Origin of the sequence: Archangium sp., from assembly GCF_045802675.1 — a bacterium.
Lineage (GTDB): Bacteria > Myxococcota > Myxococcia > Myxococcales > Myxococcaceae > Archangium.
Genome location: NZ_JBJMQO010000083.1, coordinates 1 through 25,794, shown reverse-complemented (window position 1 = coordinate 25,794; position 25,794 = coordinate 1). Strand labels below are relative to the sequence as shown.

At 68.9% G+C, this 25,794-nt stretch carries 25 protein-coding genes; 18 read left to right on the top strand and 7 right to left on the bottom strand.

Features of this window, described 5'->3' with window-relative positions; translation table 11 throughout:
* Positions 1–10: 10 nt before the first annotated feature.
* The 3 genes from ACJ8AN_RS24150 to ACJ8AN_RS24140 all read right to left on the bottom strand — a co-directional run bounded on the left by ACJ8AN_RS24150 (position 11) and on the right by ACJ8AN_RS24140 (position 1,841).
* The gene (locus ACJ8AN_RS24150) at positions 11–673 is read right to left on the bottom strand and encodes a hypothetical protein (RefSeq protein ID WP_407757802.1); all 663 of its coding nucleotides are present in this window, start codon (positions 671–673) and stop codon (positions 11–13) included.
* Positions 670–1,446 carry a hypothetical protein gene (locus ACJ8AN_RS24145; protein ID WP_407757801.1) on the bottom strand — a complete coding sequence of 259 codons (777 nt, stop codon included), beginning with the start codon at positions 1,444–1,446 and terminating at the stop codon, positions 670–672. Before ACJ8AN_RS24145 ends, ACJ8AN_RS24150 begins: the two co-directional genes overlap by 4 nt.
* Before the next feature lie 92 nt (positions 1,447–1,538).
* A complete protein-coding gene (locus ACJ8AN_RS24140; protein WP_407757800.1) occupies positions 1,539–1,841 on the bottom strand; it encodes a mersacidin/lichenicidin family type 2 lantibiotic in 303 nt (100 codons plus the stop codon).
* 142 nt (positions 1,842–1,983) lie between these two features.
* On the opposite strand from ACJ8AN_RS24140, the gene ACJ8AN_RS24135 reads away from it, so the two are divergent.
* Both ACJ8AN_RS24135 and ACJ8AN_RS24130 read left to right on the top strand, forming a co-directional pair.
* Positions 1,984–2,784 (top strand): hypothetical protein, encoded by an 801-nt coding sequence (locus ACJ8AN_RS24135; protein WP_407757799.1) that lies wholly within the window; start codon positions 1,984–1,986, stop codon positions 2,782–2,784.
* Positions 2,785–2,890: 106 nt separating this feature from the next.
* Entirely contained in the window at positions 2,891–4,165 is a 1,275-nt protein-coding gene (locus ACJ8AN_RS24130; RefSeq protein WP_407757798.1) for a hypothetical protein, read from the top strand.
* Positions 4,166–4,235: 70 nt separating this feature from the next.
* Here the strand turns inward: ACJ8AN_RS24130 and ACJ8AN_RS24125 are convergent, their stop codons facing one another.
* Positions 4,236–4,583, bottom strand: coding sequence for a YtxH domain-containing protein (locus ACJ8AN_RS24125; protein WP_407757797.1), 348 nt, complete (start codon positions 4,581–4,583; stop codon positions 4,236–4,238).
* A gap of 244 nt (positions 4,584–4,827) precedes the next feature.
* Between ACJ8AN_RS24125 and ACJ8AN_RS24120 the strand changes: the two genes are divergently transcribed.
* The 13 genes from ACJ8AN_RS24120 (at position 4,828) to ACJ8AN_RS24060 (ending at position 18,117) form a co-directional block, all read left to right on the top strand.
* Positions 4,828–6,357, top strand: coding sequence for an acyl-CoA carboxylase subunit beta (locus ACJ8AN_RS24120; protein ID WP_407757796.1), 1,530 nt, complete (start codon positions 4,828–4,830; stop codon positions 6,355–6,357).
* Positions 6,358–6,392: 35 nt separating this feature from the next.
* Positions 6,393–7,538, top strand: coding sequence for an acyl-CoA dehydrogenase family protein (locus ACJ8AN_RS24115; protein ID WP_407757795.1), 1,146 nt, complete (start codon positions 6,393–6,395; stop codon positions 7,536–7,538).
* Positions 7,538–8,413 carry a hypothetical protein gene (locus ACJ8AN_RS24110; protein WP_407757794.1) on the top strand — a complete coding sequence of 292 codons (876 nt, stop codon included), beginning with the start codon at positions 7,538–7,540 and terminating at the stop codon, positions 8,411–8,413. Before ACJ8AN_RS24115 ends, ACJ8AN_RS24110 begins: the two co-directional genes overlap by 1 nt.
* 5 nt (positions 8,414–8,418) lie before the next feature.
* On the top strand, positions 8,419–9,456 hold the full coding sequence (gene meaB / locus ACJ8AN_RS24105; RefSeq protein ID WP_407757793.1) for a methylmalonyl Co-A mutase-associated GTPase MeaB: 1,038 nt from the start codon (positions 8,419–8,421) through the stop codon (positions 9,454–9,456).
* A gap of 3 nt (positions 9,457–9,459) precedes the next feature.
* Complete coding sequence (rnc, locus tag ACJ8AN_RS24100) at positions 9,460–10,236, top strand: ribonuclease III (protein WP_407757792.1); 777 nt, start codon at positions 9,460–9,462, stop codon at positions 10,234–10,236.
* A 72-nt stretch (positions 10,237–10,308) separates the two neighbouring features.
* On the top strand, positions 10,309–10,866 hold the full coding sequence (locus ACJ8AN_RS24095) for a peptidylprolyl isomerase (RefSeq protein ID WP_407757791.1): 558 nt from the start codon (positions 10,309–10,311) through the stop codon (positions 10,864–10,866).
* A 159-nt stretch (positions 10,867–11,025) separates the two neighbouring features.
* A complete protein-coding gene (gene era, locus ACJ8AN_RS24090) occupies positions 11,026–11,970 on the top strand; it encodes a GTPase Era (RefSeq protein ID WP_407757790.1) in 945 nt (314 codons plus the stop codon).
* An 11-nt stretch (positions 11,971–11,981) separates the two neighbouring features.
* Entirely contained in the window at positions 11,982–13,445 is a 1,464-nt protein-coding gene (der, locus tag ACJ8AN_RS24085) for a ribosome biogenesis GTPase Der (RefSeq protein WP_407757789.1), read from the top strand.
* A gap of 85 nt (positions 13,446–13,530) precedes the next feature.
* Positions 13,531–14,358 carry a tetratricopeptide repeat protein gene (locus tag ACJ8AN_RS24080; RefSeq protein ID WP_407757788.1) on the top strand — a complete coding sequence of 276 codons (828 nt, stop codon included), beginning with the start codon at positions 13,531–13,533 and terminating at the stop codon, positions 14,356–14,358.
* 18 nt (positions 14,359–14,376) lie between these two features.
* Complete coding sequence (locus tag ACJ8AN_RS24075; protein ID WP_407757787.1) at positions 14,377–15,543, top strand: PQQ-binding-like beta-propeller repeat protein; 1,167 nt, start codon at positions 14,377–14,379, stop codon at positions 15,541–15,543.
* A 29-nt stretch (positions 15,544–15,572) separates the two neighbouring features.
* Complete coding sequence (locus tag ACJ8AN_RS24070) at positions 15,573–15,971, top strand: (deoxy)nucleoside triphosphate pyrophosphohydrolase (RefSeq protein WP_407757786.1); 399 nt, start codon at positions 15,573–15,575, stop codon at positions 15,969–15,971.
* Positions 15,971–16,855 (top strand): ribonuclease H-like domain-containing protein, encoded by an 885-nt coding sequence (locus ACJ8AN_RS24065; protein WP_407757785.1) that lies wholly within the window; start codon positions 15,971–15,973, stop codon positions 16,853–16,855. Before ACJ8AN_RS24070 ends, ACJ8AN_RS24065 begins: the two co-directional genes overlap by 1 nt.
* A 140-nt stretch (positions 16,856–16,995) precedes the next feature.
* Positions 16,996–18,117: a serine/threonine-protein kinase gene (locus ACJ8AN_RS24060; protein WP_407757784.1), complete on the top strand. Its 1,122-nt coding sequence runs from the start codon at positions 16,996–16,998 to the stop codon at positions 18,115–18,117.
* Between the two features lie 101 nt (positions 18,118–18,218).
* Here the strand turns inward: ACJ8AN_RS24060 and ACJ8AN_RS24055 are convergent, their stop codons facing one another.
* Complete coding sequence (locus tag ACJ8AN_RS24055) at positions 18,219–18,764, bottom strand: hypothetical protein (RefSeq protein ID WP_407757783.1); 546 nt, start codon at positions 18,762–18,764, stop codon at positions 18,219–18,221.
* A gap of 439 nt (positions 18,765–19,203) precedes the next feature.
* Here ACJ8AN_RS24055 and ACJ8AN_RS24050 point away from each other — a divergent pair, with 439 nt between their 5' ends.
* Positions 19,204–21,285 carry a S46 family peptidase gene (locus ACJ8AN_RS24050; protein ID WP_407757782.1) on the top strand — a complete coding sequence of 694 codons (2,082 nt, stop codon included), beginning with the start codon at positions 19,204–19,206 and terminating at the stop codon, positions 21,283–21,285.
* Between the two features lie 146 nt (positions 21,286–21,431).
* Here the strand turns inward: ACJ8AN_RS24050 and guaA are convergent, their stop codons facing one another.
* Positions 21,432–22,997, bottom strand: coding sequence for a glutamine-hydrolyzing GMP synthase (gene guaA, locus ACJ8AN_RS24045; RefSeq protein WP_407757781.1), 1,566 nt, complete (start codon positions 22,995–22,997; stop codon positions 21,432–21,434).
* Between the two features lie 85 nt (positions 22,998–23,082).
* On the opposite strand from guaA, the gene ACJ8AN_RS24040 reads away from it, so the two are divergent.
* Positions 23,083–23,712: a hypothetical protein gene (locus ACJ8AN_RS24040; protein WP_407757780.1), complete on the top strand. Its 630-nt coding sequence runs from the start codon at positions 23,083–23,085 to the stop codon at positions 23,710–23,712.
* A 25-nt stretch (positions 23,713–23,737) separates the two neighbouring features.
* On the opposite strand, the gene guaB is transcribed toward ACJ8AN_RS24040, so the two are convergent.
* A complete protein-coding gene (gene guaB / locus ACJ8AN_RS24035; RefSeq protein WP_407757779.1) occupies positions 23,738–25,195 on the bottom strand; it encodes an IMP dehydrogenase in 1,458 nt (485 codons plus the stop codon).
* A 174-nt stretch (positions 25,196–25,369) separates the two neighbouring features.
* Between guaB and ACJ8AN_RS24030 the strand changes: the two genes are divergently transcribed.
* The coding region (locus ACJ8AN_RS24030) for a TIGR02266 family protein (protein ID WP_407757778.1) at positions 25,370–25,794 on the top strand (425 nt) is incomplete at its 3' end.

The following is a 25,794-nucleotide window of genomic DNA, read 5'->3' as shown; positions in this document are numbered from 1 at the left end:
GAAGTCCTTTCTAGACAGCGAAACCCAGCGCCTGCATGGCCTCGACCACGTCATCGCTGGAGAACGGAATGGCCTCACCCTGTTGGGTGTCGGAGTGAAAGGCGCGGTGCAGGCCGATGACCTCTTCCGGCTGCTCCGGGCCCGGGTTGCGCAGCAGAGGGCCGCCGCTGAAGGCCGGCAGGTCGGTGGCGGGGTAGTGCAGGAGCCCGTCCTCGCCCACGGAGACGGTGACGGGGATGGACACCTGCGAGCGCGGCCGCATCAGCGTCCAGCCCGACAGCGTGGCGGTCCCATCCTTCGGCGACTCGGCGACCACGGGCGGTTGCAGCGGTCCGCTGACCTCCCAGGGCATGCGCAGCACCGCCAGGTCCGTGGAGGCCACGAAGCCGCCATTCTCGAGGTAGCGCGAGGGCACCACGACGGCATCCGCCCACGCCCGCACGTTGCCCAGCTCCACCTGCACCTGGGCGGCGGCGAAGAGCTGGGACCCGGCCCGGAACATCACCGCGTGGGCCACCGTCACCACCAGCCGGGGGTGGACCAGCAGCCCACTGGCCGCCTGCGAGCGGTTCCACGCCGTGGCCTCCAGACAGGCCACCGGGGTGAAGCTCCCCGCGAGCGGCTGGTTCTGAAAGAAGCGGCCGAGCTTCGCCGCCGACCAGCCCCCGATCATTTCGTCACCGGGATGGAGTGCTCGACTCCACCGACGCTGACCTTGATTTCCCGCGGCGGCGGCGGCGCCCCGGGCTCCTGCTCCACGCGGAACTCCAGGCAGGGGTGGGTGGGCCACCGGCGGGGCGCATCCACCAGCCGCACCTGCTTCACGCCCTCGAGCTTCTGGAGCTCGGGAAGCAGGCGCTGCGCCGCGGCGCGCAGTTGCTCGAGCTGGCCCGGGGCGGGGGTGGCCTCCAGGGTGAGCGGAGCCGGAGCCATCACCGGAGTGCCGGGCAGGAGCGGAGCCGGGCTCGTGGACGGGCTGTCCGAGCGCGTCGCGAGCGCGTGCCGCGCCTCGGTCAGCAGGTTGAGCAGCTCGTGCCAGAAGGAGGCGCCCACGGCGGAGGCCGCACCGGTGAGCAGCACCTGTGCCACGAAGGCGAACCGGAGCCCGGAGACGTCGGGCCAGCCGCACGAGCCCAGGAACGCATTGGCCCCCGTCAGCAGCGCGAGCAGCAGCCCGATGAACAGCGTGTTCTCGGCGTTGGCGGCCCGCGACAGCCGATCGGCCTCGGTGCCGCCGAGCGCCACCGGCAGCATGGGCTTGGAATCGACGTAGGCCTCGCCGGTCCTCAGGTCGATCTGGATGTTCCCGGCCCGCTTCCTCCGCTTGCCGAACACCAGCCGGGGCCGCAAGGGCTGCCAGTCCCGGCGCTTGAAGACAGCCGCGAGGCGCTCGGCTCCGAGCGAGAGCACGAACAACACCAGGACGCCTCGCAGCAGGGATTCCATCGTCTCTTCCCGTGTCGGTTCGCCAGCGGCGCGACTATAGCGCCCGGCACGGGTCGAGAGGACACGGATGTGAAGCGCCACCGCCAGGACGGCTAGAAGGCCACGATGGTGCCGAGCTCCTGGATGGAGAGGGTCGTGCAGCCCAGGGCGCTGGGGCAGGCGTCAATCGCGCTGCCGCGGGTCCCGGTGATGCACCAGCCGCCACGGGTGAGGACGATGGGGGGCGTGGGCCGGATGATGCTCCTTCCACCGGTGACGTCCGTCAGCTCGTCATCGCCGAGCTCCGTCATGGGCTTGCCGGAGGGGTTCTCGGGAAGTGCTTGCAGCTGCTCCGAGGAGAGGCTCGCGCGGAATGCCGGATCCTTCCACGCGCGGATGAGTGTCTCTGGGTTCATGGTCTTCCTCCTGATCGGGGGCCCTCGCTGAAGAGAGTCCCATCAGGAGGAGTCGGCTCGGCTCGAATGTGACGGGGCGGCGCGTGGTGGCCGGGCCCTTCCGCGGCCGGGCCGGACGCCGCACGGAGTAAGCTCTCCGCTCATGGGACGAATCGCACTCGGGCTCGCCGTGCTGCTGCCGCTGATCACCACTGCGTGTGCCACCTCGGCGGCCTACCATCCCCAGAAGGACTGCGCGGCGGGCAGCGCGGGCGCCTGCGTGGATTGGGGTGACGCGCTGGCCGCACAGGGAGACACGCAGCAGGCCGAGTCCGCCTACGGGCAGGCCTGCCAGGGCGGCATCGCGACGAGCTGCATCACGCAGGGCCGGCTCTTGATAGAGCGTGGCGAGCTGGACGCCGCCGAGCTTCCGCTGCGCAAGGCGTACCTGGAGGAGTTCCCGGAGGCGTACGAGGCCCTGGCGAACCTGCATCAGGCGCGGGGAGGCCCTGAGAATCTGGCGATCGCCAGGGGTCTGCGCTTCGAGGCGCCCGCCATCGACAAGCCGGCCGCCGAGTTCGTCTACCACTACCGGGTGGACTTGAGGGGAGGGCAGGGAGCGGCGATGACGCTGAACCTGCAGCCGATGGTCTTCCTGTCACGCCGGTTGGATATTGGGTTCAACATCGCCTACGGCTCGAGTCCGCTGGAGCTCAATGGCTTCATCGGCTACCAGCACTTCACCTCCGCGTGGGCCGTGCCGTATGCGCGGGTGATGCTCGGGGGGCTTCCGGGTGAGCCCCCGGGCATGGGGTTCAATTACGGCGGGGAGCTTGGGTTGAAGCTGTGCCTGGGGCCGATCGGGCACCTGGAATTCGCCGTCGGCTCCTCACGGGGCAGTCCCCTCCATGCGTCGGTGGGACTGGGCCTGAACGCGATCTTCCTGCTGCTCGCCGCGCACTGAGGTCAGCCCTTCGAGAGGTTCCCCGCTCGGTTGCATACAGGGCGGCGTGCTCGCCCCCCTTCCGGGTTTGTGCGCGGGGCGCATCTCTGCCAGCGTGGCCTCTTCTATGCGGCGCTCCCGCCTGCTGCTGGCCCTGCTGCTCTCGCTGGCCCTCCACCTGGGTCTGGGGCTCCTGCTGTACCTGGCGCCGCCATCGAAGCTCGGAGCTTCCTCGGAGCCGTCTCGGGAGCCCATCCAGTTCGAGGTGGTCGAGCGCACGCCGCCGCCGGGCACGGAGCCTCCCCAGCCCACGCCTCCCGCGCCGCGGCCCCCCCGGCCACCGAGGAACACTCCTCGGCCTCCGCCTCGCGCCACGGCGCCTCCCGCTACGCCGCCCCCGAGTGCCACGGCCGCCGCGCCGCCTCCCGCGGAGCCTCCACCCGCCACGTCTCCGGACTCTCCTCCGCCCGCGGTCGCGGATGCCCCGCATTCCGTGCGGCTGTACCCCGGACCTGGGGGAATCGCCGTGGGCCCGTCCCCCGGAAACACCCCGGGATTCTCCACGGGCCACACGTTGCGGCCGGGTGACGGGCCCTCGCCCGAGCAGCTCCGCGCCGAGGAGGGCGCGCGGGTCCATGGCCGGGTACAGGGAATGCTCGACGACGGCATGGCGACGCTGCGCGTGCGCAACGGCCTCGTGGACCCCTACTTCGGCGACATGGACAGGGCGATGGAGAAGGGGCTCTCGGGCGCGCCGCTCTTCGCGTACGACGGCGTGCTCAAGCACTTCTTCAAGGCCGATCCCAGGCGGACCCAGGGCATACAAGAGCTCCTCGCGAGCGCCGGGCGCTATGGCGCGACGGGCAGTCCGGACGCGGTGGGCGAGCCCTCGGGGACGGATCGGCTGGAGGACGTGGCGCGCGCGGGGACGGCGGGCTCACGGGCCCGCTCGAGGCCGTCGACCGTGGACATGCTCGAGGCCTACAACAAGAGCGCCGGCGCGCTACACGCGGAGATCGATCTCGAGCAATCCGCCTCGGGGCAGGTGCTGTCGGTGAAGCTGAGCCGCGGCTCGGGCAATCCGCTCTTCGACGCGTACGTCGTGGAGCACGTCCCCGAGTCGCTGGCGAAGCTGGGCCCGGCCTCCGGGCACTTCTCCGCGCGCGCCAAGGCGACAGCGGTGCGCAGTGTGTGGAGCGTCGATGGGCGGGTGAGCTTCTCGCGCACGCTCAAGTTCACGAAGCTCGACGAGCTCAATGCCTCGGACGCGGCGTACCTCTCGGCGCTGATGCCGTTCGGGCTGTTGTCGGGCAACTTCGAGGAGACGCGGGGCGAGGTCATCATCCCGGACTTCCGCCGGCCGCACTTCGACATCCACACCGAGCTGCTGCGCGTGTACTGACGGCCCAGGAGGGCAGGGGAGCACAACCTGTCGCACCCCTACCCACCTGGAGGACAGCCCCGAGCGACGACTAGGCGCTGGCGGTCTTCTCCGCGCCCACGTTGATGCCCTGCTTGCCGAGGTAGCCCATCGTCTTGTCCTTTACGGTGGTGCGCAGCTCGGTGCCCGTCTTGGGCGCGAGCAGCAGGGCGGCGATGCCACCCACGGCGCAGCCGATGACGAAGGCGCCGATGCCGCCGATGGAGCTGCCGACGGGCTTGTAGGTGGTGAGGCCCACGTAGCGCAGCACGTCATCGGCGTCGAAGTCGTCCCACTGATTCTTGGCCGCCTTGGGCAGCTCCTTGAGGATCTTCCTGGCGAGGAACTTCCGGTACAGGTCGCTCTTCAACGCAAACTTGGCCTTCTTCGCGAACAACATTCCGTTCTCCTCCTTGGCCACAGCCAACGAGGGGTGGACTTCCCCCACGGCAGCCCACCCCTACGGCCAAGAAGCTAGGGAGGGGCAGGCGGGGTGACACCCCCTGGGCCACGAGCTTGTGACTTGGGGGAGGGGGCGGACGTCGTCTGGATGGCAGAGGGGGCCTTGACGCGCCGTGCCCAAGGTTGACGGCGAACGGAGACAGCAGCCAGGCGAGCACCTTTCTGGTATGCCCCCCCGCGCCATGTCATTCGACCAGAAGCTGCTCGAGAAGATCGCCCAGGTGGAGAAGGGCGGAGCCGAGAAGTACCACGCGAAGAACCGGGAGGCGGGCAAGCTGTTCGCCCGTGAGCGCATCCGGCTGTTGGTGGATGAGGGCTCGTTCGTCGAGGACGCGAAGCTCGCCAACAACCTGGACGCGGAGCTGCCCTCGGACGGCGTCGTCACTGGCGTGGGCAGGGTAGCGGGCCGCCCGGTGGCGATCATGGCCAACGACTCCACGGTGAAGGCCGGGAGCTGGGGCGCGCGCACGGTGGAGAAGATCCTCCGCATCCAGGAGACGGCGAAGCAGCTGCGCTGTCCGCTGCTGTACCTGGTGGACTCGGCGGGCGCTCGCATCACGGACCAGGTGGAGATGTTCCCCGGGCGCCGGGGCGCGGGCCGCATCTTCTACAACGAGGTGCACATGTCCGGCGAGGTGCCGCAGGTGTGCCTGCTCTTCGGGCCCTCGGCGGCCGGTGGCGCCTACATTCCGGCGTTCTGCGACATCGTCATCATGGTGGATGGCAACGCCTCCATGTACCTGGGCAGCCCGCGCATGGCCGAGATGGTCATTGGCGAGAAGGTGACGCTCGAGGAGATGGGCGGCGCGAAGATGCACTGCTCGGTGTCGGGCGTGGGCGACGTGCTGGTGAAGACGGAGCAGGAGGCCATCGAGGCCGCCAAGAAGTACATCTCCTTCTTCCCGGAGAACTTCACCCAGGCGCCGCCCCGCATCGAGCCCAAGGCTCCCAAGGCCAGCGGCAAGCGGGTGGATGAGATCATCCCGGCGGACCAGAACAAGCCCTTCGACATGCATGCGCTCATCAACGAGCTCATCGACGAGGGCAGCTGGTTCGAGGTGAAGAAGCTCTTCGCCCAGGAGCTGATCACGGGCCTGGCGCGCATCGACGGCCGGCCGGTGGGCATCGTCGCCAACCAGCCCAAGTACAAGGGCGGCGTGCTCTTCGTGGACTCGGCGGACAAGGCGGCGCGCTTCATCTGGCTGTGCGACGCCTTCAACATCCCGCTCTTGTACCTGGCGGACGTGCCGGGCTTCATGATCGGCACCAAGGTGGAGCGCGCGGGCATCATCCGCGCGGGCGCGAAGATGATCTCCGCGGTGTCCGAGGCCAGCGTGCCGAAGATCTGCGTGGTGGTGCGCAAGGCGTACGGCGCGGGCCTGTACGCCATGAGCGGCCCGGGCTTCGCTCCGGACGCCACCCTGGCGCTGCCCCAGTCGATGATCGCCGTGATGGGCCCCGAGGCCGCGGTGAACGCCGTCTACTTCAACAAGATTCAAGAGAAGCCCGAGGCCGAGCGGGCCGCCTACGTCCAGCAGCTGCGCGACGAGTACCGTCAGGACGTGGACATCTACAAGCTGGCGAGCGAGCTGGTGGTGGATGAGATCGTCCCCGGCGACCGGCTTCGCAACGAGCTGCGGCAGCGTTATGAGCTGTATTCCCGGCGCTACCAGCCGCGGGAGACGAAGAAGCACGGCGTCTACCCGGTTTGATGGTCCTCCCACCCCCCTCTGCTATACATCCCGACATGGACTTCGAACTTCCCGAAAGCCATCGAGCCCTTCAGTCCTCCCTGCGTGACTTCTGCGAGCGCAAGGTGAAGCCCTACGCGCGCGAGTGGGACAAGGACGAGAAGTTCCCGATGGAGGTGGTGCGGGAGCTGGGTGAGCTCGGCGTGCTGGGCATGCTGGTGACCGAGGAGTATGGCGGCGCCGCCATGGACTCGCTCGCGGTGGCGGTGGCGGTCGAGGAGATCGCCCGCTACGACGGCTCGCTGGCCCTCACCGTGGCCTCGCACAACGGCCTGGGCACCAGCCACCTGCGCGTCTTCGGCAACGACGCCCAGCGGCGCAAGTACCTGCCCAGGCTGGCCACCGGCGAGTACCTCGGCGCCTGGGGCCTCACCGAGCCCGGCAGTGGCTCGGACGCCGCGGGCATGAAGACCACCGCCGTGCGCAAGGGCGACAAGTGGGTGCTCAACGGCGCCAAGATGTTCATCACCCAGGGCACCGTGGGCAGCGTCTTCGTGGTGCTGGCCGTCACGTCGCCGGAGAAGAAGCAGAAGGGGATTACGGCCTTCCTCCTCGAGAAGGGGATGCCGGGCTTCAGCCAGCGCTCCATCCACGGCAAGCTGGGCATGCGCTCCTCGGACACGGCGGAGCTGGTGATGGAGGGCGTGGAGGTGCCCGACTGGAACCGCCTGGGCGAGGTGGATCACGGCTTCATCGACACGATGAAGATCCTCGACAAGGGCCGCATCACCATCGGCGCGCTGGCGGTGGGCCTGGCCCGCGGGGCGCTCGAGGAGTCGGTGCGCTACGCCCGCGAGCGCACGGCCTTCGGCCAGCCCATCTCCGAGTTCCAGGGTCTGCGCTGGATGTTCGCGGACATGAAGACGGAGACGGACGCGGCGCGCCTGCTGGTGCACCGCGCGGCGTACCTGGCCGACCAGGGCCAGCCCTACAGCCAGGAGGCCTCCATGGCGAAGCTGTTCGCCTCCGAGGTCGCCACGCGCGCCTGCGGCAAGGCGGTGCAGATCCACGGCGGCTACGGCTACACCCGCGAGTTCCCCGTGGAGCGCTACCTGCGCGACGCCAAGCTGTGTGAGATCGGCGAGGGCACGAGCGAGATCCAGCGCGGCATCATCGCGCGAGAGGTCTTCAAGAAGGCGTGATGGACTCTGCGCGGCTGCGACAGCTCGGACTGGAGGTACGGGGCGAGGGAGAAGGCCAGCAGGCCACCCTCGTCCTGTCCGAGCCCCTGCGGAATCCGGTGGGCGGCCGCGAGGTGCGGCGCGTCACCTTCCACGTGCGGGGGGAGCAGCTGGTGCCCGCGGACCCGCCGGAGGTGGTGGGCCTGCGTCCCATCCCGCTGGGCCCGGTGCGGGGGCCCCGAGAGGTGGAGGCGGAGGTGGCGGAGGCCTTCAACGAGTCGCTCTTCCACGTGCAGCGGCGCTCGGCGGAGCTGCGGGCGCTGGGGCTGAACCCCCAGGTGGATCCGGTGTCGTTGGGGCTGTCCACGCACCTGGCCGAGCACGGGCTGACGCTGACGCTGGTGGCGGATCGTCAGGGCAACTTCCAGGTGTCGGGCGCGGCGCGCGACGGGCACCGCCTGCCCATGCCGCACGGGCACCCCTTCGAGCTGTCCGAGTTCCACGAGCGCGGCGCGCTGGCGGGCTATCTGGCGGCGCTGTTCGGCGAGCATGGGCCGGCCGCGGAGGCGGCTCGGACGAAGCCCGAGGTGGCGGGGGAGGGCGTGCTTCGCTTCTCGGAGGTCCTCCGGGCCTTCGGGGAGGGAGCACTCGTGCCCCCGCGCAGTGGGCTGGAGCTGCTGGTGGTGCTCGAAGTGGAGGGGCGACCCTACCGTTTCGCAGCGGCACGCGTGGCCGGCCGGACCTTCCGGGGTCTGCTGGCGGGGGCTCAGGGCAAGGTGTGGGCGGAACGTTTCGAATTGGATGATTTCCCCGGAGTCGTCCCTCTGGTGGCGGGCCTGCTGAAGGTCCCCGCCGAGGCCGTGAAGCTGGTCGGCGCGGGCGCTCCACAGGAGTAAGGGTTTTGGCAACGACGGCGAGTCTGTCCCAGCGGGTTCTACAGGGCGATGTGCGGGCCGCTTCGCGCCTGATGCGCAAAATCGACGACGGCGAGGCGCAGGCCACCGAGGCCCTGCGCGAGCTGTTCCCCAAGACGGGGCGGGCCTACATCATCGGCATCACCGGCTCGCCGGGGGCGGGCAAGTCCACGCTGACCGACCGGTTGATCGCCCAGTACCGCAAGGCAGGCAAGACGGTGGGCGTCATCGCGGTGGACCCCACGAGCCCCTTCACCGGTGGCGCCATCCTCGGCGATCGCATCCGCATGCAGGACCACGCGACGGATCCGGGCGTGTTCATCCGCTCGCTGGCCACGCGTGGGAACCTGGGCGGCCTGTCGCGCGCCACGGGCGATTGCATCCGGGTGATGGATGCCATGGGCCGCGACGTCATCATCGTGGAGACGGTGGGCGTGGGGCAGGACGAGATCGACATCGCCCAGATGGCGCACACCACGCTCGTGGTGACGGTGCCCGGCATGGGCGACGACATCCAGGCGATCAAGGCCGGCATCCTCGAGGTGGCGGACCTCTTCGTGGTGAACAAGTCCGACCTGGACGGGGCGGACCGGGTGGTGCGCGAGCTGCGGATGATGCTGGAGCTGCGCCACGCGGTGAAGGCGCCGCCCATGGACCATGACGCGCACCACCGGATGGTGCTCGCCAAGGCCGAGGGCAAGCACGTGGAAGAGACGGGCCCGCGCGAGTGGGAGCCGCCCATCCTCAAGGTGGTGGCGGCGAGGGATCAGGGCGTGAGCGAACTGGTGAAGGGAATCGAGGAGCACCACGCCTTCCTCCTGGAGACGGGGCAGCTGAAGGTGAAGGAGCGCACCCGGGCGGCGGCGCAGTTCGTGGCCCTGTTGCGCGAGCGGCTGCTGAGCAGCGCGCTGATGCGGCTGGAGCGAGAGCGGGGCCAGTTGGACGAGGTGGCCGGGCGCATCGCGGAACGTCAAGCGGACCCCTACGCGCTCGCCGAGGAGCTCGCGAGCCAGCTCGCGGAGTAGCCCGTGGCGACCCTGCACCCCGTCGAGCGCGTGAAGCTCCTGGAGGAACGGCTCGGGACGACGTTCCCCCGTTCCGAGCTGGCGCTCACCGCGCTGACGCACAAGAGCTGGATCAACGAGCACCGGGGCGAAGGCTTTCAGGACAACGAGCGGCTGGAGTTCCTCGGGGACGCGGTGTTGAACCTGGCCGTGGGCCACCGGTTGATGGAGCGCTTTCCCCAGATGAAGGAGGGGGAGCTCACGCCGCTGCGCGCGCGCATCGTCAACGAGGACGGCCTCTCGCGCATCGCCCGCCGGCTGGGGCTGGGCGAGCTGCTGCAACTGGGCCGGGGCGAGGAGCTGAGCGGCGGCCGGGAGAAGAGCTCGCTGCTGGCCAATGCGCTGGAGGCGGTGTTCGCCGCCGTGTACCTGGGCTCGGGGCTGGAGCCGGTGATGGCGCTGGTGGACCGGCACTTCGCCGAGCCACTCGAGGGCGTGGCGCAGGCGCTCAGCCGCCAGGACTACAAGACGAAGCTGCAGGAGGCGGCGCAGGACCGGCTCAAGCTGACGCCCCGCTACCAGATCGTCTCCGAGGCGGGTCCCGACCACGAGAAGATTTTCGAGGTGGAGGTGATGCTGGGCGCGGACGTGTACGCCCGGGCCACCGGCCGCAGCAAGAAGGACGCGGAGCAGACGGCCGCCCATGCCGCCCTGGAGTTGCTCGACCGGGGACAGAAGCCGGGGGCTCCGGACCCGGCTCCCGCGCCCGCTCCGGGTCCGAAGGACGACACCCCGGCCTGAAACTGCTTGGCCGCCCAGGGGGTGGGGAATAAGGTCCGCCGCCCTAGTGGGTTTGGACCCAAGGAGGCAGCCATGGGAATGATGGACGAGGCGCGTGCGGGCAAGGATCTCTACGCCACCTTCGATACCTCGGAGGGGCAGATCGTCGTGAAGCTCTTCACGAAGGACGCGCCGGAGACGGTGCAGAACTTCGTGGGGCTGGCCACCGGCGAGAAGGAGTGGACGCACCCGGGCACGCGCGAGCGCATGACGGGCAAGCCGCTCTACGACGGCACCATCTTCCACCGGTGCCTGCCGGACTTCATGGTTCAGGGCGGCGATCCGCTCGGCCAGGGCATTGGAGGCCCGGGCTACAAGTTCAAGGATGAGTTCCAGAGCGGCCGCCGGTTCGACAAGAAGGGCCTGCTGGCCATGGCGAACTCCGGCCCCAACACCAACGGCAGCCAGTTCTTCATCACCGTGGTGCCCACCCCGCACCTCAACAACCGCCACACCATCTTCGGCGAGGTCGTGAAGGGCCAGGACATCGCCGACCGGATCGCCAACGAGATTCCCAAGGACCGGAGCGGCCGGCCGAACAAGGACGTGAGCCTCAACAAGCTGACCATCTCCACCTCCGCACCGGCCTAGAGCGCCGGCCTGGCGCCGTCCACGCCGCCCTGGAGGCGGTTGCCCGCCTGTCCGCCCGGATTCACGGCGGGTCCGTTGTTGTATGTCGTTCCGTGCAGTTCCTGGGGCGCCCCCGCTTGAGGGGGCTCCCTGATCACCTTCGACCTTCGAAGCACCTAGATGCCTCCTCAGCAGACACACCGCAGCGGGTTCGCCGCGCTCATTGGCCGTCCCAACGTGGGCAAGAGCACGCTGCTCAATCAACTCACTGGCGAGAAGCTCGCCATCGTCTCCCCCAAACCGCAGACCACCCGGAACCGGATTCTGGGCGTGGTGACGCGGCCGGAGGGGCAGGTGGCCTTCCTCGACACCCCCGGCATCCACCAGGCCAAGGGGGAGCTCAACCGCTACATGGTGGACATCGCCCTGCAGGCCGTGGAGGAGGTGGACCTCGTCCTCTTCGTCGTCGAGCCGACGGGTGGAGACAAGCCCGAGGTGGGGCCGGGCAACCGGTTCATCCTCGAGCGGCTGCAGAAGGCGGGCAAGCCCACCTTCCTGATCATCAACAAGATCGACACGGTGCCCAGGCCGGTGCTGCTGCCGCTCATCGACCTGTACCGCAGGGAATTTCCCTTCGCCGAGGTGGTCCCCATCTCCGCGAAGGAGGACGATGGGGTGGAGGGTCTCTTCCAGGCGGTGCTCCAGCACCTGCCCGAGGGCGAGGCGCTCTACCCCGAGGACGTGCTGACGGATCAAGCGGAGAAGACGCTGGTGGCGGAGTACGTCCGCGAGCAGGTGCTGCGGCACTGCCGGCAGGAGATTCCGTACTCCACCGCGGTGCTGGTGGACTTCTTCGACGAATCCGAGCGCGAGCCGCCCCCCGGGACACCCCCTGGAAAGCTCGCCGGCCTCATCCGGATTGCCGCCTCCATCTACGTGGAGCGCGACAGCCAGAAGGCCATCATCATCGGCAAGCAGGGGCAGATGCTGAAGACGATCGGGACGGACGCGCGCAAGGCCATCCAGCGGTTGCTGGGGGCGCACGTGTACCTCTCGCTACGGGTCCGCGTGGAGCCTCGCTGGAGCGAGCGTCCCGAGGGCCTCAAGAAGCTCGGTTACGAGTAGGAAGTACGTCAATGAAGCCTTTGGTCGCCATCGTGGGTCGCCCCAACGTGGGCAAGTCCACGCTCTTCAATCGCCTCGCCCGGCGCCGCATCGCGCTGGTGGAGGACGTCCCCGGTGTCACCCGCGATCGCCATTACTGGGACGTGGAGTACGAGGGCCGGGAGCTCACCATCATCGACACGGGCGGTTTCGTGCCCGGGGAGAAGGACTCCCTGCTGAAGCAGGTGCGCGAGCAGGCGCAGCTGGCGGTGGAGGAGTGTGACGTCATCGTCTTCGTGACGGACGCACGCGCCGGCCTCACCACGGCGGATCAGGAGGTCGCCACCTACCTGCGCCAGAGCGGCAAGCCGGTGGTGGTGGCCGCCAACAAGCTGGACAGCGAGTCGCAGCTGCTCCAGGCGCAGTCGGCCGAGTTCTTCAGGCTGGGCCTGGGCGACGTGTTCTCCATCTCGGCCGAGCACGGCCTGGGCGTGGGCACGATGATGGAGACGGTGGTGGGCAAGCTGCCGCCCCTGTCCCCGGAGGAGCTCGAGGCCCTCAAGAAGGCCCAGGAGCGCGAGGCCGCCGCGGAGGAGTGGGGCGAGGAAGCGGGGGAGGGCGCCGAGGAGCAGGCTCCCGCCGAGCCGGAGGAGGCGCGTCCCATCCGGGTGGCCATCATCGGCCGGCCCAACGTGGGCAAGAGCACCCTGGTCAACGCGCTGCTCAAGGAGAAGCGCGTGGTGGCCAGCGAGGTGCCGGGCACCACGCGAGACCCCATCGACTCCGAGCTGACGTACAAGGAGCGCAAGATCATCCTCACGGACACGGCGGGCATCCGGCGCAAGAAGACGATCGCCCACCGGGTGGAGCAGTTCTCGGTGGTGGCGGCGCTCAAGGCCATGGAGCGCAGCGACGTGGCGGTGCTGCTGATGGACGCCACGGAGCCCGCGGTGGATCAGGACGCCAAGCTGGCCGGCATCGCCGAGGAGAAGGGCCGCGCGCTCGTCATCGTGGTGAACAAGTGGGACCTGATCAGCGAGGACAAGCGCAAGCAGGAGCTCTTCCGCGAGGATCTCAAGCACTCGCTGAAGTTCGTGGGGTACGCGCCCATCGTGTTCACCTCGGCGCTGACGGGCTCGAAGGTGGAGAAGGTGCTGGAGCTGGCGGTGGAGCTGGCCGACCAGTTCCGCTACCGGGCGCCCACGCCGCAGCTCAACCGGTTGATGGAGCACATCGAGGACAGCCACCCACCCCCGATTGTCGGCCGAGGGCCGCTCCGGGTGTACTACATGGCCCAGGTGGGCACGGCGCCGCCGAGCTTCGCCCTCACGTGCAACCGGCCGGATGCGGTGCCGGACATGTACAAGCGGTACATCACCAACCAGCTGCGCAAGACGTTCGACCTGCGAGTCCCCATCCGCCTGTTCTTCCGCGAGCGGCCGGGCCAGGCCAAGCGTGCGGCCCGCAAGAGGCCGAAGCTGGACCGGAAGCATTGATTGTCAGGGCTGTCCGCGTTGACACTGCCGGTGCGCGCTCTTTAGATTGCGCGCCCTTCGACCCCCGAGCGAGGTACGAACCACCGTGGCCGAGAAGTCCCAGAAGATGACGAAGCAGGAGCTGCGTGCTCCGGATGCCTTCCAGTTGTATGGCGCCGAGGCGAGCGACTGGCTGATGAAGCGCAGCCAGTACATCGGCGCCGCGGTGGTCGTGCTCATCGTGGGTGGCCTCGTGGCCGCCCTGGTGCACTACTTCTCCAACCGGGCCGAGGAGAAGGCCTCCAAGCAGCTCGGTCATGCGCTGCAGGTGCTGGACCGGCCGGTGATCGCCACCACGGAGAACCTGCAGGCGCCTCCGGGTGAGGAGCCGCCCTTCAAGTCCGACAAGGAGAAGGACGAGGCGATCGTGAAGTCGCTCGGCGACTTCCGCGCGGCCAACAAGGGCACGGAGGCGGCCGTGACGGCGACGCTGCCCATGGGCAAGGCCCAGTACCGGCTGGGTGACTTCGACGGGGCGCTGGCGTCCTTCACCGAGTTCACCAAGGAGGCCGACAAGAAGGATCCCCTGATGGCCTCGGCCTACGAGGGCCTGGGCTACTCGAACGAGGCCAAGGGCCAGCTGGAGCAGGCACTGGCGGCCTTCCAGGAGATGTCCAAGGTGGACTCGGGCGAGTTCCTCCAGGGCATGGGCCAGTACCACCAGGCGCGTATCCTGGTGGCCCAGGGCAAGAAGGACGAGGCGGCGCAGCTCCTCTCGGATCTGAAGGCCTCGCAGGCGAACACGGCGGCGGGACGTCAGGCCACCGAGCGGCTGGCGGTGCTGGCGGCGCAGGGCGTGAAGGTGCCCGAGCCGAAGACGGCTCCTCCCCCGGCCCCGGCTCCGGCCAATGCCCCGGCGCCGGAAGCGAAGTGACCCTCTGAGCATATGATCATGCGAGCCGCGAGCCGGTGGAAGCGTTGGGTGGTGGGTGGGTTCGCGGCGGCGAGCCTGCTCGGTGGATGCCGCATGGTGCCGGTGTTCGGCAACCCGGCCGTCACCACCCCGGTGCAGCCGCCGCACCATTTCTTCACGGTGGATTGGTGGACGCAGCTCGTCAGCCCCACGCTGCTCGAGTACGCGCCGCGGGAGCAGGCGCAGCCGGCGTATGACGCGCAGAACGAGCGGGTCATCACGCTCACCCGCGACGGTCTGGTGCGCAGCCTCGGCGCCGAGAACCACGTGGAGGCCTGGCGCTACGAGGTGGGCAGCCGCTTCTACGCGGGTGCCACGGTGGACGCGGGCACCCTCTACGTGCCGGGCACCGACGGCGTGCTGTACGCGCTGGACGGGAAGACGGGCACGGTGAAGTGGAAGTACGCGGCCGGTGAGGCGCTGGCGACGGTGCCGGTGCTCGCGGGCGATCTGGTGCTGGTGGCCTCGCAGAGCGACACGCTGTTCGCGGTGAAGCGGGCGTCGGGCGAGCTGGCGTGGCTGTACCGGAGGGATCCGCCCTCGGGCTTCACCATCCACCGGTCCTCCGCGCCCGCGGTGCGGGGTCAGACGGCCTGGGTGGGCTTCTCCGACGGCACGCTGGTGTCGTTGGATCTGACGGACGGTGGCGTGCGCTGGGAGAAGTCGCTGGCGCCGAGCGGCGGCGGACAGTTCGTGGACGTGGACACCACGCCCGCGCTGGACGAGTCGGGCCACGTCTACGCCGCCTCGTACGCCGGGGGCCTGTACGCGCTCGACGCCGAGACGGGCGACGTGGTGTGGAACACGGTGGCCCAGGGGATTACCTCGGTGCTGTTCCACGGGGGCGTGCTGGTGGCCACGGGGGACAACCGCCTGGATGCCTACCTGGCGGACGGCGGAAAGCTCCTCTGGTCGCAAACCCTCCAGGAACGGGCCGGATTCGAGCCGGTGTTGGTCAAGGGGATGCTCCTGGTACCGGCACAGCGCTCGTTGCTCTTCGTGGATCCGCGCACGGGCCAGTCGCGGCTGGCGTGGGATCCGAGCGAGGGCGTCTCGGCGTCGCCGCGGGTGGTGGGCGGGAAGGCGTACGTGCTGTCCAACAACGGCTACCTGTACGCGCTGCGGCTGGACGGGAGGAGCGGTTGACGCAGGGGGCGGCGAAGAGGACGGTCCGTGTGGTGGCCGCCCTCATCCCCCAGCCCGGGGATGACTCGCGGTTCCTGGTGCAGCAGCGGCTGCCGGGAGGGAGCCGGGGGTTGCTCTGGGAGTTCCCGGGCGGGAAGGTGGAGCCCGGGGAGTCCGAGCCACAGGCGCTGGCTCGGGAGTGCCGGGAGGAGCTGGATGTGGAGCTCCTCGTGGGGAGGCGGCTATGGGCGGGGAGACACGAGTATCCGGACCTGACGGTGGAGCTGGCGCTGTACGCGGCGCGGCTGGAGTCGGGGGAACCGAAGACGCTGGGAGCGCACGCCCTGGCGTACCTGACGCCGGCGGAGATGCGGGTGCTGCCGTTCTGCGAGGCGGACATCCCGCCCCTGGAGGACCTGGTGGCGGGCAGGCTGGGTCCGCTGGGTTGATGCTGCGGCGCACCTTCCAGCTCATTCCAGGCGTGGGTCCCTGGAAGGAGAAGGATCTGTGGGCCCGGGGCATCCAGACCTGGGACGACTTCCCGGAGAGCGGCGTGGTGCTCGGCCAGAAGCTGGATGGCCCGGCCCGCCAACGGCTGCACCTGGCGCGCGAGGCCCTGGAGCGGCGGGATTTGAAGGGCCTGGCGGCCATGGTGCCGCCGCGCGAGCACTGGCGGCTGTATCCCGAGTTCGCGCGCGACGCGCTCTACTTCGACATCGAGACGGACGGAAAGCAGGAGCAGGCGCCCACGGTGGTGGGCCTGTTCGATGACGCGGGGCTGCGCGTCTTCATCCAGGGCCGCAACATGGACGAGCTGCCGGAGGCCATGGCGGAGCGGCGGCTGTGGGTGACGTTCAACGGCTCGTGCTTCGACGTGCCGGTGCTGCGCGACTACTTCGGCAAGCGCTTCCCGACGCCGGACGCGCACATTGATTTGCGCTTCGTGTGCCGGCGGCTGGGCATGGGCGGGGGTCTGAAGGAGCTCGAGGACAAGCTGGGCCTGGGACGCCCCCCGCACATGAAGGGCGTGAACGGGTGGGACGCGGTGCTGCTGTGGCGCGCGTACCTCGCGCGCGGGGACGTGGAGGCCCTGCGCTTCCTGGTGGAGTACAACCTCTATGACTCGTTCCAGCTCCGCTCGCTGATGGACAAGGCGTACAACCGCGCCTTGGACGACCTGAACCTGGAGGCCGAGCCCCGCGTGCCGGTGTTCGATCGGGGCGAGGTCCTCTACGACGTGAGCCGGCTCATCCTGGAGCTGGGGCCCACGGAGAGGGACGTGCGGGTGCTCGAGCGGGTGCGCGCCCAGGACAGGGAGCTGCATCAGGACTGACGCCCCTCGAACCCGAGGGGAGAGGTCGGGCGGGCGTGTCAGCCCGGTCTGGTAGGGTGCCTGACGCTGGAGGTTCGGCGCTTGAGCCCTACCTCCGGTATTTCATTGGCGCGGCGTTGGCGTCGCGAAGGAGAGCCCGAGTGTCCATTGACAGGCCCGAGTCCTCGAACCACCCCCGGCTTTTGTTTTCCGTGGATGGGACCCGTTACGAGCTCGTCCGCAAGTTGGGGCGGCGAAACAATGGCGAGCTGATGCTCGCCCGGCGCCGCTACGCGAAGGGGCCCGCGGGCTCCGTCATCATCAAACGGCTGGCACGGCCGGTCAGCGAGAAGCAGAAGCAGCGGCTGAAGGAAGAGGTGCAGTTGGCGTACCGGCTCGACCATCCGGGCATCGCCAAGGTGTACCAACTGGTGCTGCACGGGGGCCTGCCCTACGTGGTGATGGAGTACGTGGAGGGCCGCTCGCTGGAGACGGTGTTGAGCGTCGCGGCCATGCGGCAACGTCCCATGTCCGAGGCCTTCGTCTGCCACGTGGCCTCCGAGGTCGCCGAGGCGCTTCACCATGCGCACACGTGCACGGACGAACACGGGCGGCCCCTGGGAATCGTCCACCGGGACGTCAACCCGGAGAACATCCGGGTGGGCTCCAACGGGGAGGTGAAGCTGGTGGATTTCGGCGTGGCGTACTCGCTGCTGCCCGGGCGGGAGGCCACCACGGCCTCCGTGCTGCGTGGCGACATCGCCTATGCGTCCCCCGAGCGCATGCGTCTGGAGAAGGTGGATCACCGCTCGGATCTGTTCTCGCTGGGACTGGTGATGCTGGAGCTGCTCACGGGCCGGCACCTGTTCGACCTGGAAGACGTGGAGCAGGCCGCACAGGGGGCCGCTCCGGTGGCTCCCATGCTGGCCGAGGTCCACTGCGAGGAGCCGAGCTGGGTTCCCGTCGCGGAGATGGCGGCCCGCATCCAGAAGTTCGGACCGGAGGACGTGGAGTGGGCCACCCAGGGGCTCTCCGAGCCGCTGCGGGCCGTGGTGCGCCGGGCGCTCCGGAGGAATCCGGCCGAGCGCTACCAGTCCGGACTGGAGCTGCGTGACGCGCTCCGGGAGCTCCTGGTGGTCCAGGGGCGCACGTACGGGCGGCCGGAGGCGGCGCGGGAGGTGCTCGTGGCCGTGAAGGAGGCGGAACTGCTGCGCGAGTCCGCGGACGTGCTCGAGCCGGACGTCTTCCTGGAAGCGCCGCCTCGGAAGACCACCGAGCATTGAGCGGGGGCACTGGTGGGATTCCGCGGGCCGGGCTTCCAGGTTCTGGAGCCTGGGCCCGCGGAGCCGTTCCGGGTGGAGAAGACCCGGAGGCCGGCCGGGATTCAGTGCCGGCGCTGTTTTTGTTTCTTCGGGGGCTGCGGCGGCACGGGCTTTTCCTTTTCGCCGGAGACCTGGAAGGGAATCCGGACGTCGGGAACCTCGCGGCCCTGGGAATCGGTCATCGACGTGCCGGTCTGCGCGTCGATGACCAGCGTGTATTTGTGGCCGGACTTGAGAGGCGTGGGCAGGGAGATCCGGTACAGCAGCCCGTTGGGGGATTCCTCAGCGGTATCGTCCGTGACCATGGCGCGGTCGGACTCATCGAACAGGCGGATGCGGTAGTTGTGGAGTGCCAGCGTGCTGCGCACCTCGAGCACCAACGAGGGATCGATGAGCGGACGTCCTTCTTCCTCGCCAACGAGGGGAATGGATTCCATCCCGGCATCCGCGAGCGCGTACTGGAGCGTGAAGGACGCGGGGCCAGGTCCGGCGTCGACGCCCGCGTCCGGTTCGGGCTCGGCGGTGGTCACGCCCGCGTCGGCGGTGGGGGCGGAGGGCTTGGGACATCCGGCCACGACGAGCGCGGCCGCGCAGACGGCGAAGCTCAAACGGAGGAGTCGCATAGGAGCCGCAGACCCTATGTCCCAATGCCCCGGGCGGAGAAGCGCGAAAGCCGGTGACCAGGTGCTCTGGGAGACGCCGTTCCGGAGGCCCGAGCGGCAGTCCTGGGAGGTTGGGAAATGAGCCCGAGGACACCCCGTTTCCCTCTGACGTTGGGTCTGATAATGTGCGTTATGTAAACTCAGCCCACAGGCTCTCAAGGGGGTCTCCGGCCCCGGTCCTGGCGGCCCGCTGGCGCGCCCATTTCCCGTCCCCACCCGGGCCCTCCGGTTCGCGACGAGCCGCGTCATCGCCACCTCCTCCAGAATTTGGAAATCAAAGCCCCGCTCATGAGTTCAGGGGCCGGGAATTTTCCCCCCGCTTGACCGGGACCGTCGGTTCCCAGGACAACCCCGCCACACCTCCGGATCTCCGGAAAGGAATCTCATGAAGCGTCTGCTCCTCGTCGCGTCCCTGATCGGCGCAGCCCCCGCGCTCGCCGATGAGGGCATGTGGACGTACAACAACTTCCCCGCCTCCAAGCTCAAGGCGAAGTACGGCTTCGAGCCTTCCCAGGAGTGGCTCGACAAGACCCGGCTGTCCTCGGGCAAGTTCGGCTTCGGCTGCTCGTCGAGCTTCGTCTCGCCCGACGGCCTGGTGATGACCAACCACCACTGTGCCCGCGGCTGCATCCAGCAGCTGTCCACCGCCGAGAAGGACTTCATCGCCAACGGGTTCTACGCCAAGACCCAGGCCGAGGAGCTCCAGTGCCCGGCCCTCGAGGTCAGCCAGCTCGTCCAGATCACCGACGTCACCGACAAGCTCAACGCCGCCACCAAGGGCCTCACCGGCAAGGCGTACGCCGACACCCTCAAGGCCGAGATGGCGAAGCTCGAGAAGGACTGCACCACCGGCGCCGACGTGCGCTGTGACGTGGTGACGCTCTACCAGGGCGGCAAGTACAACCTCTACGAGTACCAGCGCTTCCAGGACGTGCGGCTCGTGTTCGCCCCCGAGCACGCCATCGCCTTCTTCGGCGGTGATCCGGACAACTTCGAGTTCCCCCGGTACGATCTGGATGTGACCTTCGTGCGCGTCTACAAGGACGGCAAGCCCGCGAAGATCGACAACTACTTCAAGTGGTCCGACAAGGGCGCCAAGGACGGCGAACTCACCTTCGTCTCCGGCCACCCGGGCCGCACCTCGCGCGGCCTCACCGTGGCGCAGCTCGAGTACCTCCGGGACGTGGCGCTGCCCAAGCAGCTCTTCAAGATGTCCGAGATCCGCGGCATGGTCACCGAGTTCCAGAACCGGGGCCCCGAGCAGAAGCGCATCTCCAACAACCTGCTCTTCGGCGTGGAGAACGGCCTGAAGTCCACCAAGGGCAAGCACGAGCAGCTGGTGGACAAGAACTTCTTCGCCCAGAAGGTCGCCGCCGAGCAGGAGCTGCGCAAGAAGATCAACGCCAACCCGAAGATGAAGGCGAAGTACGGCGCCGCCTGGGATGAGATCGCCCGCGCCCAGGACACCCTGCGCAACATCCGCAAGGAGTACGAGGGCATGGAGGCCGGTGGCATCGGCTCGCAGCTCTTCGGCCTGGCCCGGACCCTGGTGCGCGCCAGCGACGAGCTCGCCAGGCCGGACACGGAGCGCCTGCGCGGGTTCAACGAGGCCAACCTGCCCCAGCTCAAGAACCAGCTGATGAGCAAGGCCCCCATCTATCCGGAGCTGGAGATCGCCCAGCTGACGTTCTCGCTCACCAAGCTGCGTGAGGAGCTGGGGCCGGATCACCCGTTCGTGAAGAAGGTGCTCGGCAACGAGTCCCCGGCGTCCCTGGCCGCCCGCGTCGTCAAGGGCTCCACGCTGGCCGATCCCAAGGCCCGCGAGCAGCTCTTCACCGGCGGCAAGGCGGCCATCACCGCCTCCACGGATCCGATGATCCAGCTCGCCGCCCTGGTCGATCCGGACGCCCGTGCCATCCGCAAGGTGTACGAGGAGCAGGTAGAGGCCGTGGTGCGCAAGAACAGCGAGCTGATCGCCCAGGCGAAGTTCGAGGTCTACGGCACCGGCATCTACCCGGACGCCACGGGCACCCTGCGCCTGTCGTTCGGCGCGGTGAAGGGCTACACGGAGGACGGCAAGCAGGTGGAGCCCATCACCGCCATGGGCGGCACCTTCGAGCGCCACACCGGTGAGGAGCCGTTCGCCCTGCCCAAGACGTGGCTCGCCGCGCAGAAGGACCTGACGGCCACCACCCCGATGAACTTCGTCACCACCAACGACATCATCGGCGGCAACTCGGGCTCGCCCGTCATCAACAAGAACCGGGAGATCGTCGGCCTGGTGTTCGACGGCAACATCCAGTCGCTCGGCGGCGACTACGGCTACGACGAGAGCGTCAACCGCACCGTCGCCGTCCACAGCGAGGCCCTCATCGAGGCGCTCAAGAAGGTCTACAAGGCCGACCGCGTCCTCGAGGAGCTGCGCCCCGGCTCCACGCCCACCGTGAAGGTCACCCCGGGCCTGTAATCCGGAGCCTGTAGCACCCCGCTGGTGTCAGCCTGTAGCACCCCGCTGACGCCCGCGGAAAGACGAAGGGGCTGCCCGGTCCATCCGAGCAGCCCCTTTTGTTTTGTCCGGTGTTTTGTCCGGTGTTTTGTTTTGTCCGGCGGCGGCTACTCCCACTCGATGGTGGCCGGCGGCTTGGACGAGACGTCGTAGACGACGCGGTTGATGCCGCGCACCTCGTTGGTGATGCGCGTGGAGATGCGCTCGAGCACCGGGTACGGCAGCCGCGCCCAGTCCGCCGTCATGCCGTCCACGCTCGTCACCGCGCGCAGCACGCAGGTGGACTCGTAGGTGCGCTCGTCCCCCATCACGCCCACGCTCTGCACCGGCAGCAGCACCGCGAAGGCCTGCCACAGCTCCTTGTACAGCCCCGCGTCGCGGATCTCCTGCTGGACGATCGCGTCCGCGCGCCGCACCAGCTCCAGCCGCGGCTCGGTGATCTCCCCCAGCACCCGGATGGCCAGGCCCGGCCCCGGGAACGGCTGCCGCGACACCATCTCGTCCGGCAGGCCCAGCTCGCGGCCCAGCGCGCGCACCTCGTCCTTGAAGAGCTCGCGCAGCGGCTCCACCAGCTTGAGGTTCATCTTCTCCGGCAGCCCGCCCACGTTGTGGTGGCTCTTGATGGTGACGGACGGGCCCTTGTACGACACGGACTCGATCACGTCCGGGTACAGCGTGCCCTGCGCCAGGAACTCCGCGCCCTGCACCTCGCGCGCGGCCTCCTCGAAGACGGCGATGAACTCGCGGCCGATGATTTTGCGCTTCTTCTCCGGATCCGTGATGCCCGCGAGCTTGTCCAGGAAGCGCGCCCGCGCCTCCACCGTCTTCAGCGGCACGTGGAAGCGGTCCACGAAGAGCGCCTCCACCTGGGCGCGCTCGCCCTGCCGCAACAGACCGTTGTCCACGAAGATGCACTGCAGCCGGGCGCCAAGGGCCCGGTGCAGCAGCAGCGCCGCCACCGAGCTGTCCACGCCCCCCGACAGGCCGCAGATGACCCGGCCGTGCTCACCTACCTGGCGGCGGATGGCCTCCTCGGCCTCCTGGATGAAGCCCTTCATCGTCCAGCTCCCGCTCACCTTGCAGTCGGTGAACAGGAAGGCGCGCAGCATCTCCTTGCCCATGGGCGTGTGCACCACCTCGGGGTGGAACTGCAGGCCATAAATGGGCTTGCTCTTGTGCGCCGCCGCCGCGAAGGGCGAGTTGCCGCTGCGGCCAATGGACTCGAAGTCCGGAGGCAGCGCGTCCACCCGGTCGCCATGGCTCATCCACACCTTCACCCGGTCTCCCAGCTGGAACGCGGCCAGGGGGCCTCGGGTGGCCAGCACCTCCACCTCGGCGGCCCCATACTCGCGGTGCGCGGAACGGTCCACACGCCCGCCCAGCAGCTTGGAGAGCAGCTGGAGGCCGTAGCAGATGCCCAGCACCGGCAGCCCCGAGCTGAAGACGAAGGGATCGCACCGCGGCGAGCCCTCGGCCTCCACTGACGCCGGGCCTCCGGAGAGGATGATGCCGCGCGGGGCGAAACGGCGGATGTCCTCCGCGGGCAGGTCTGGACGGTGGATCTCACAGTACACGCCGAGCTCTCGCACCCGGCGGGCGATCAGCTGCGTGTACTGGCTCCCGAAATCGAGGATCAGGATCTTCTCAGCGTGAATATCCACCACACTCTCCATGGGGGGCGCGCGTTGACGGATGCGGGCCTTATCGCTACAAACTTTCGGAAATCAACCATTAAGTCCCGCTCGGAAGAGGTCCTGGATGCGCCTGCCCGCCGTTGCAACCGTTCTGCTGCTGTCCGCCACCGGTTGCGTGAAGGAGATCTCCTCGGAGGAGCGACTGGAGCGCGATTCGCCCTCGCTGGCGGCCCGGGACAACACCCCGGACGCGGCGGCGCTGGGCCGCGTGCACTGCGACGACACGAGCGACGCGCTCGTCCAGGCGCGCAACGTCAACCGCCCGGAGACCGACCGGGTGATGAGCTACATCGACCTCTACACCTCGCTGATGAAGCGCAACGCCACCTTCGAGGAGGCGATGAGCCGCAACCCGGACCTCAACTACACCGAGGGCAGCGCGAAGCTGGTGGCGGCCCGGGAGAACTGCATCCAGCAGACCGCGGACGTGAAGGTGGAGTTCGAGACGTACGTGCGCGAGCTCGTGGACGTGCCCACCGTGCAGGAGGTCAAGGGCGGCAACACCATCACCGTGGCGCGGCTGGACTTCAACACCCTGCGCCAGGCCATCGAAACGCTCAACCTGGATGACAAGGACACGCTGATGGGCCGCGTGGCCACCGCCGAGAAGCGCGTGGCGCCCGCCAAGAGCGAGGAAGAGGCGCCCGCCGCCACTCCGGCGAGCTCCGGCTCCGGCCGCAAGCGCGGCCGGTAGTGCACGCAGCCCCTTCCCAGGCGCCCTACTCCACCCGGTAGTTGGGCGCCTCCTCGGTGATGATGACGTCGTGCACGTGGCTCTCCTTGAGCCCGGCCGAGGTGATGCGCACGAACTGGGCCTTGGTGCGCAGGTCCTCGATGGTGGCGCAGCCCACGTAGCCCATGCCGCTGCGCAGCCCACCCAGCATCTGGTGGATGTTCATCCCCAGGCTGCCCTTGTAGGGCACGCGGCCCTCAATCCCCTCGGGCACGAGCTTCACCGCGTCCACGTCCGACTGGAAGTAGCGGTCCTTGGCGCCCTGCTTCATCGCGCCCATGGAGCCCATGCCGCGGTAGCTCTTGTAGCTGCGGCCCTGGTAGAGAATCACTTCGCCCGGGGCCTCCTCGGTGCCGGCGAAGAGCGAGCCGATCATCACCGTGCTCGCCCCGGCGGCCAGCGCCTTGACGATGTCGCCCGAGTACTTGATGCCGCCGTCCGCGATGATGGGCACGCCGTGCTTGTCCGCCTCGCGCGAGCAGTCGTCGATGGCGGTGAGCTGGGGCACGCCCACACCGGCCACCACGCGCGTGGTGCAGATGGAGCCGGGGCCGATGCCCACCTTCACCGCGTCCACGCCCGCCTCGATGAGCGCCCGGGTCGCCGCGGCCGTGGCCACGTTGCCGGCGATCAGCTCGAAGCCGCGGAAGTTCTTCCTCGTGTCACGCACGGCCTCGATGACGCCCTTGGAGTGACCGTGGGCGGTGTCGATGACGATCACGTCCACGCCGGCCTTCACCAGCGCGTCGATGCGGGCCTCCCGGTCCGCCGAGGCCCCCACGGCCGCCGCGCACAGCAGCCGGCCCTTGGCATCCTTGGCCGCGTTGGGACGCGTGCGGCGCTTCTCCATGTCCTTGATGGTGATGAGGCCGCGCAGCTCGAACTGCTCGTCCACGACGAGCAGCTTCTCAATCCGGTGCTCGTGCAGGAGCTGCTGGGCCTCGGTCTGGCTGATGCCCTCGCGGCCGGTGACGAGCTTGCGCGTCATCACCGCCTCCACCTTCTGCCCGAGGTCCGTGACGAAGCGCACGTCGCGGCTGGTGACGATGCCCACCAGCTTGCGGCCCTGCACCACGGGGATGCCGGAGATGTTGTTCTGGCGCATCAGCTCGATGGCCCGCGCCAGCGGCACCTGCGGCTCCACGGTGATGGGGTCCACCACCATGCCGCTCTCGAACTTCTTCACCTTGGTGACCTCGAGCGCCTGCTGCTCGGGGGTCATGTTCTTGTGGATGACGCCGATGCCGCCCTCCTGGGCCATGGCGATGGCGGTCCGGGCCTCGGTGACGGTGTCCATGGCCGCCGACAGCAGCGGCATGTTCAGGCGCAGGGTGCGCGTCAGCCGGGTGGACAGGTCGGCGTCTCGAGGCAGCACATCACTCTCGGCCGGCTGGAGGAGGACATCGTCGAAGGTCAGCGCGAGCCGGACGTCGGAGGTCAGCATGGGGGCTCCCGGGAGCAGCGGGTCATGCCCGCGGTAAAGCCGCTTCCATAAGGGGGGAAAGCCAGGGGCGCAACGATCAAAACCGCCATCTGACAGCCCGTCCGCCTGCCCCACGGGCGAATGATGCTAGGATTGCTCCCCACCCCCCTGGTCTCACCACAGGTAGGATCCCCTTTGACGCAGTCATCCCCCACAACCCCCATCGGGTTGGTCGTCAAGCTGCCCTTCGCGACCCCCGAGGAGTTCCTGGCGAAGTACGGCGCCAACGTCACCCGTGGAGGCATCTACCTCCGCTCGAAGACGGTAAAGCCTCCCGGGACGGCCGTCACCCTGGAGCTCAAGCTGGCCGAGGGCTCGCGCCTCCTCTACGCCTCGGCCGTCGTCCACTTCGTCACCGGACAGGCCGGCCAGGGCGTCTCCGGCATGGGGTTCCGCTTCCTCACCGTGGACCCCGCCACCCAGCAATTCCTCGACGCCTCGGTGGCCGCCCTGCCCCACGGGCGAATGATGCTAGGATTGCTCCCCACCCCCCTGGTCTCACCACAGGTAGGATCCCCTTTGACGCAGTCATCCCCCACAACCCCCATCGGGTTGGTCGT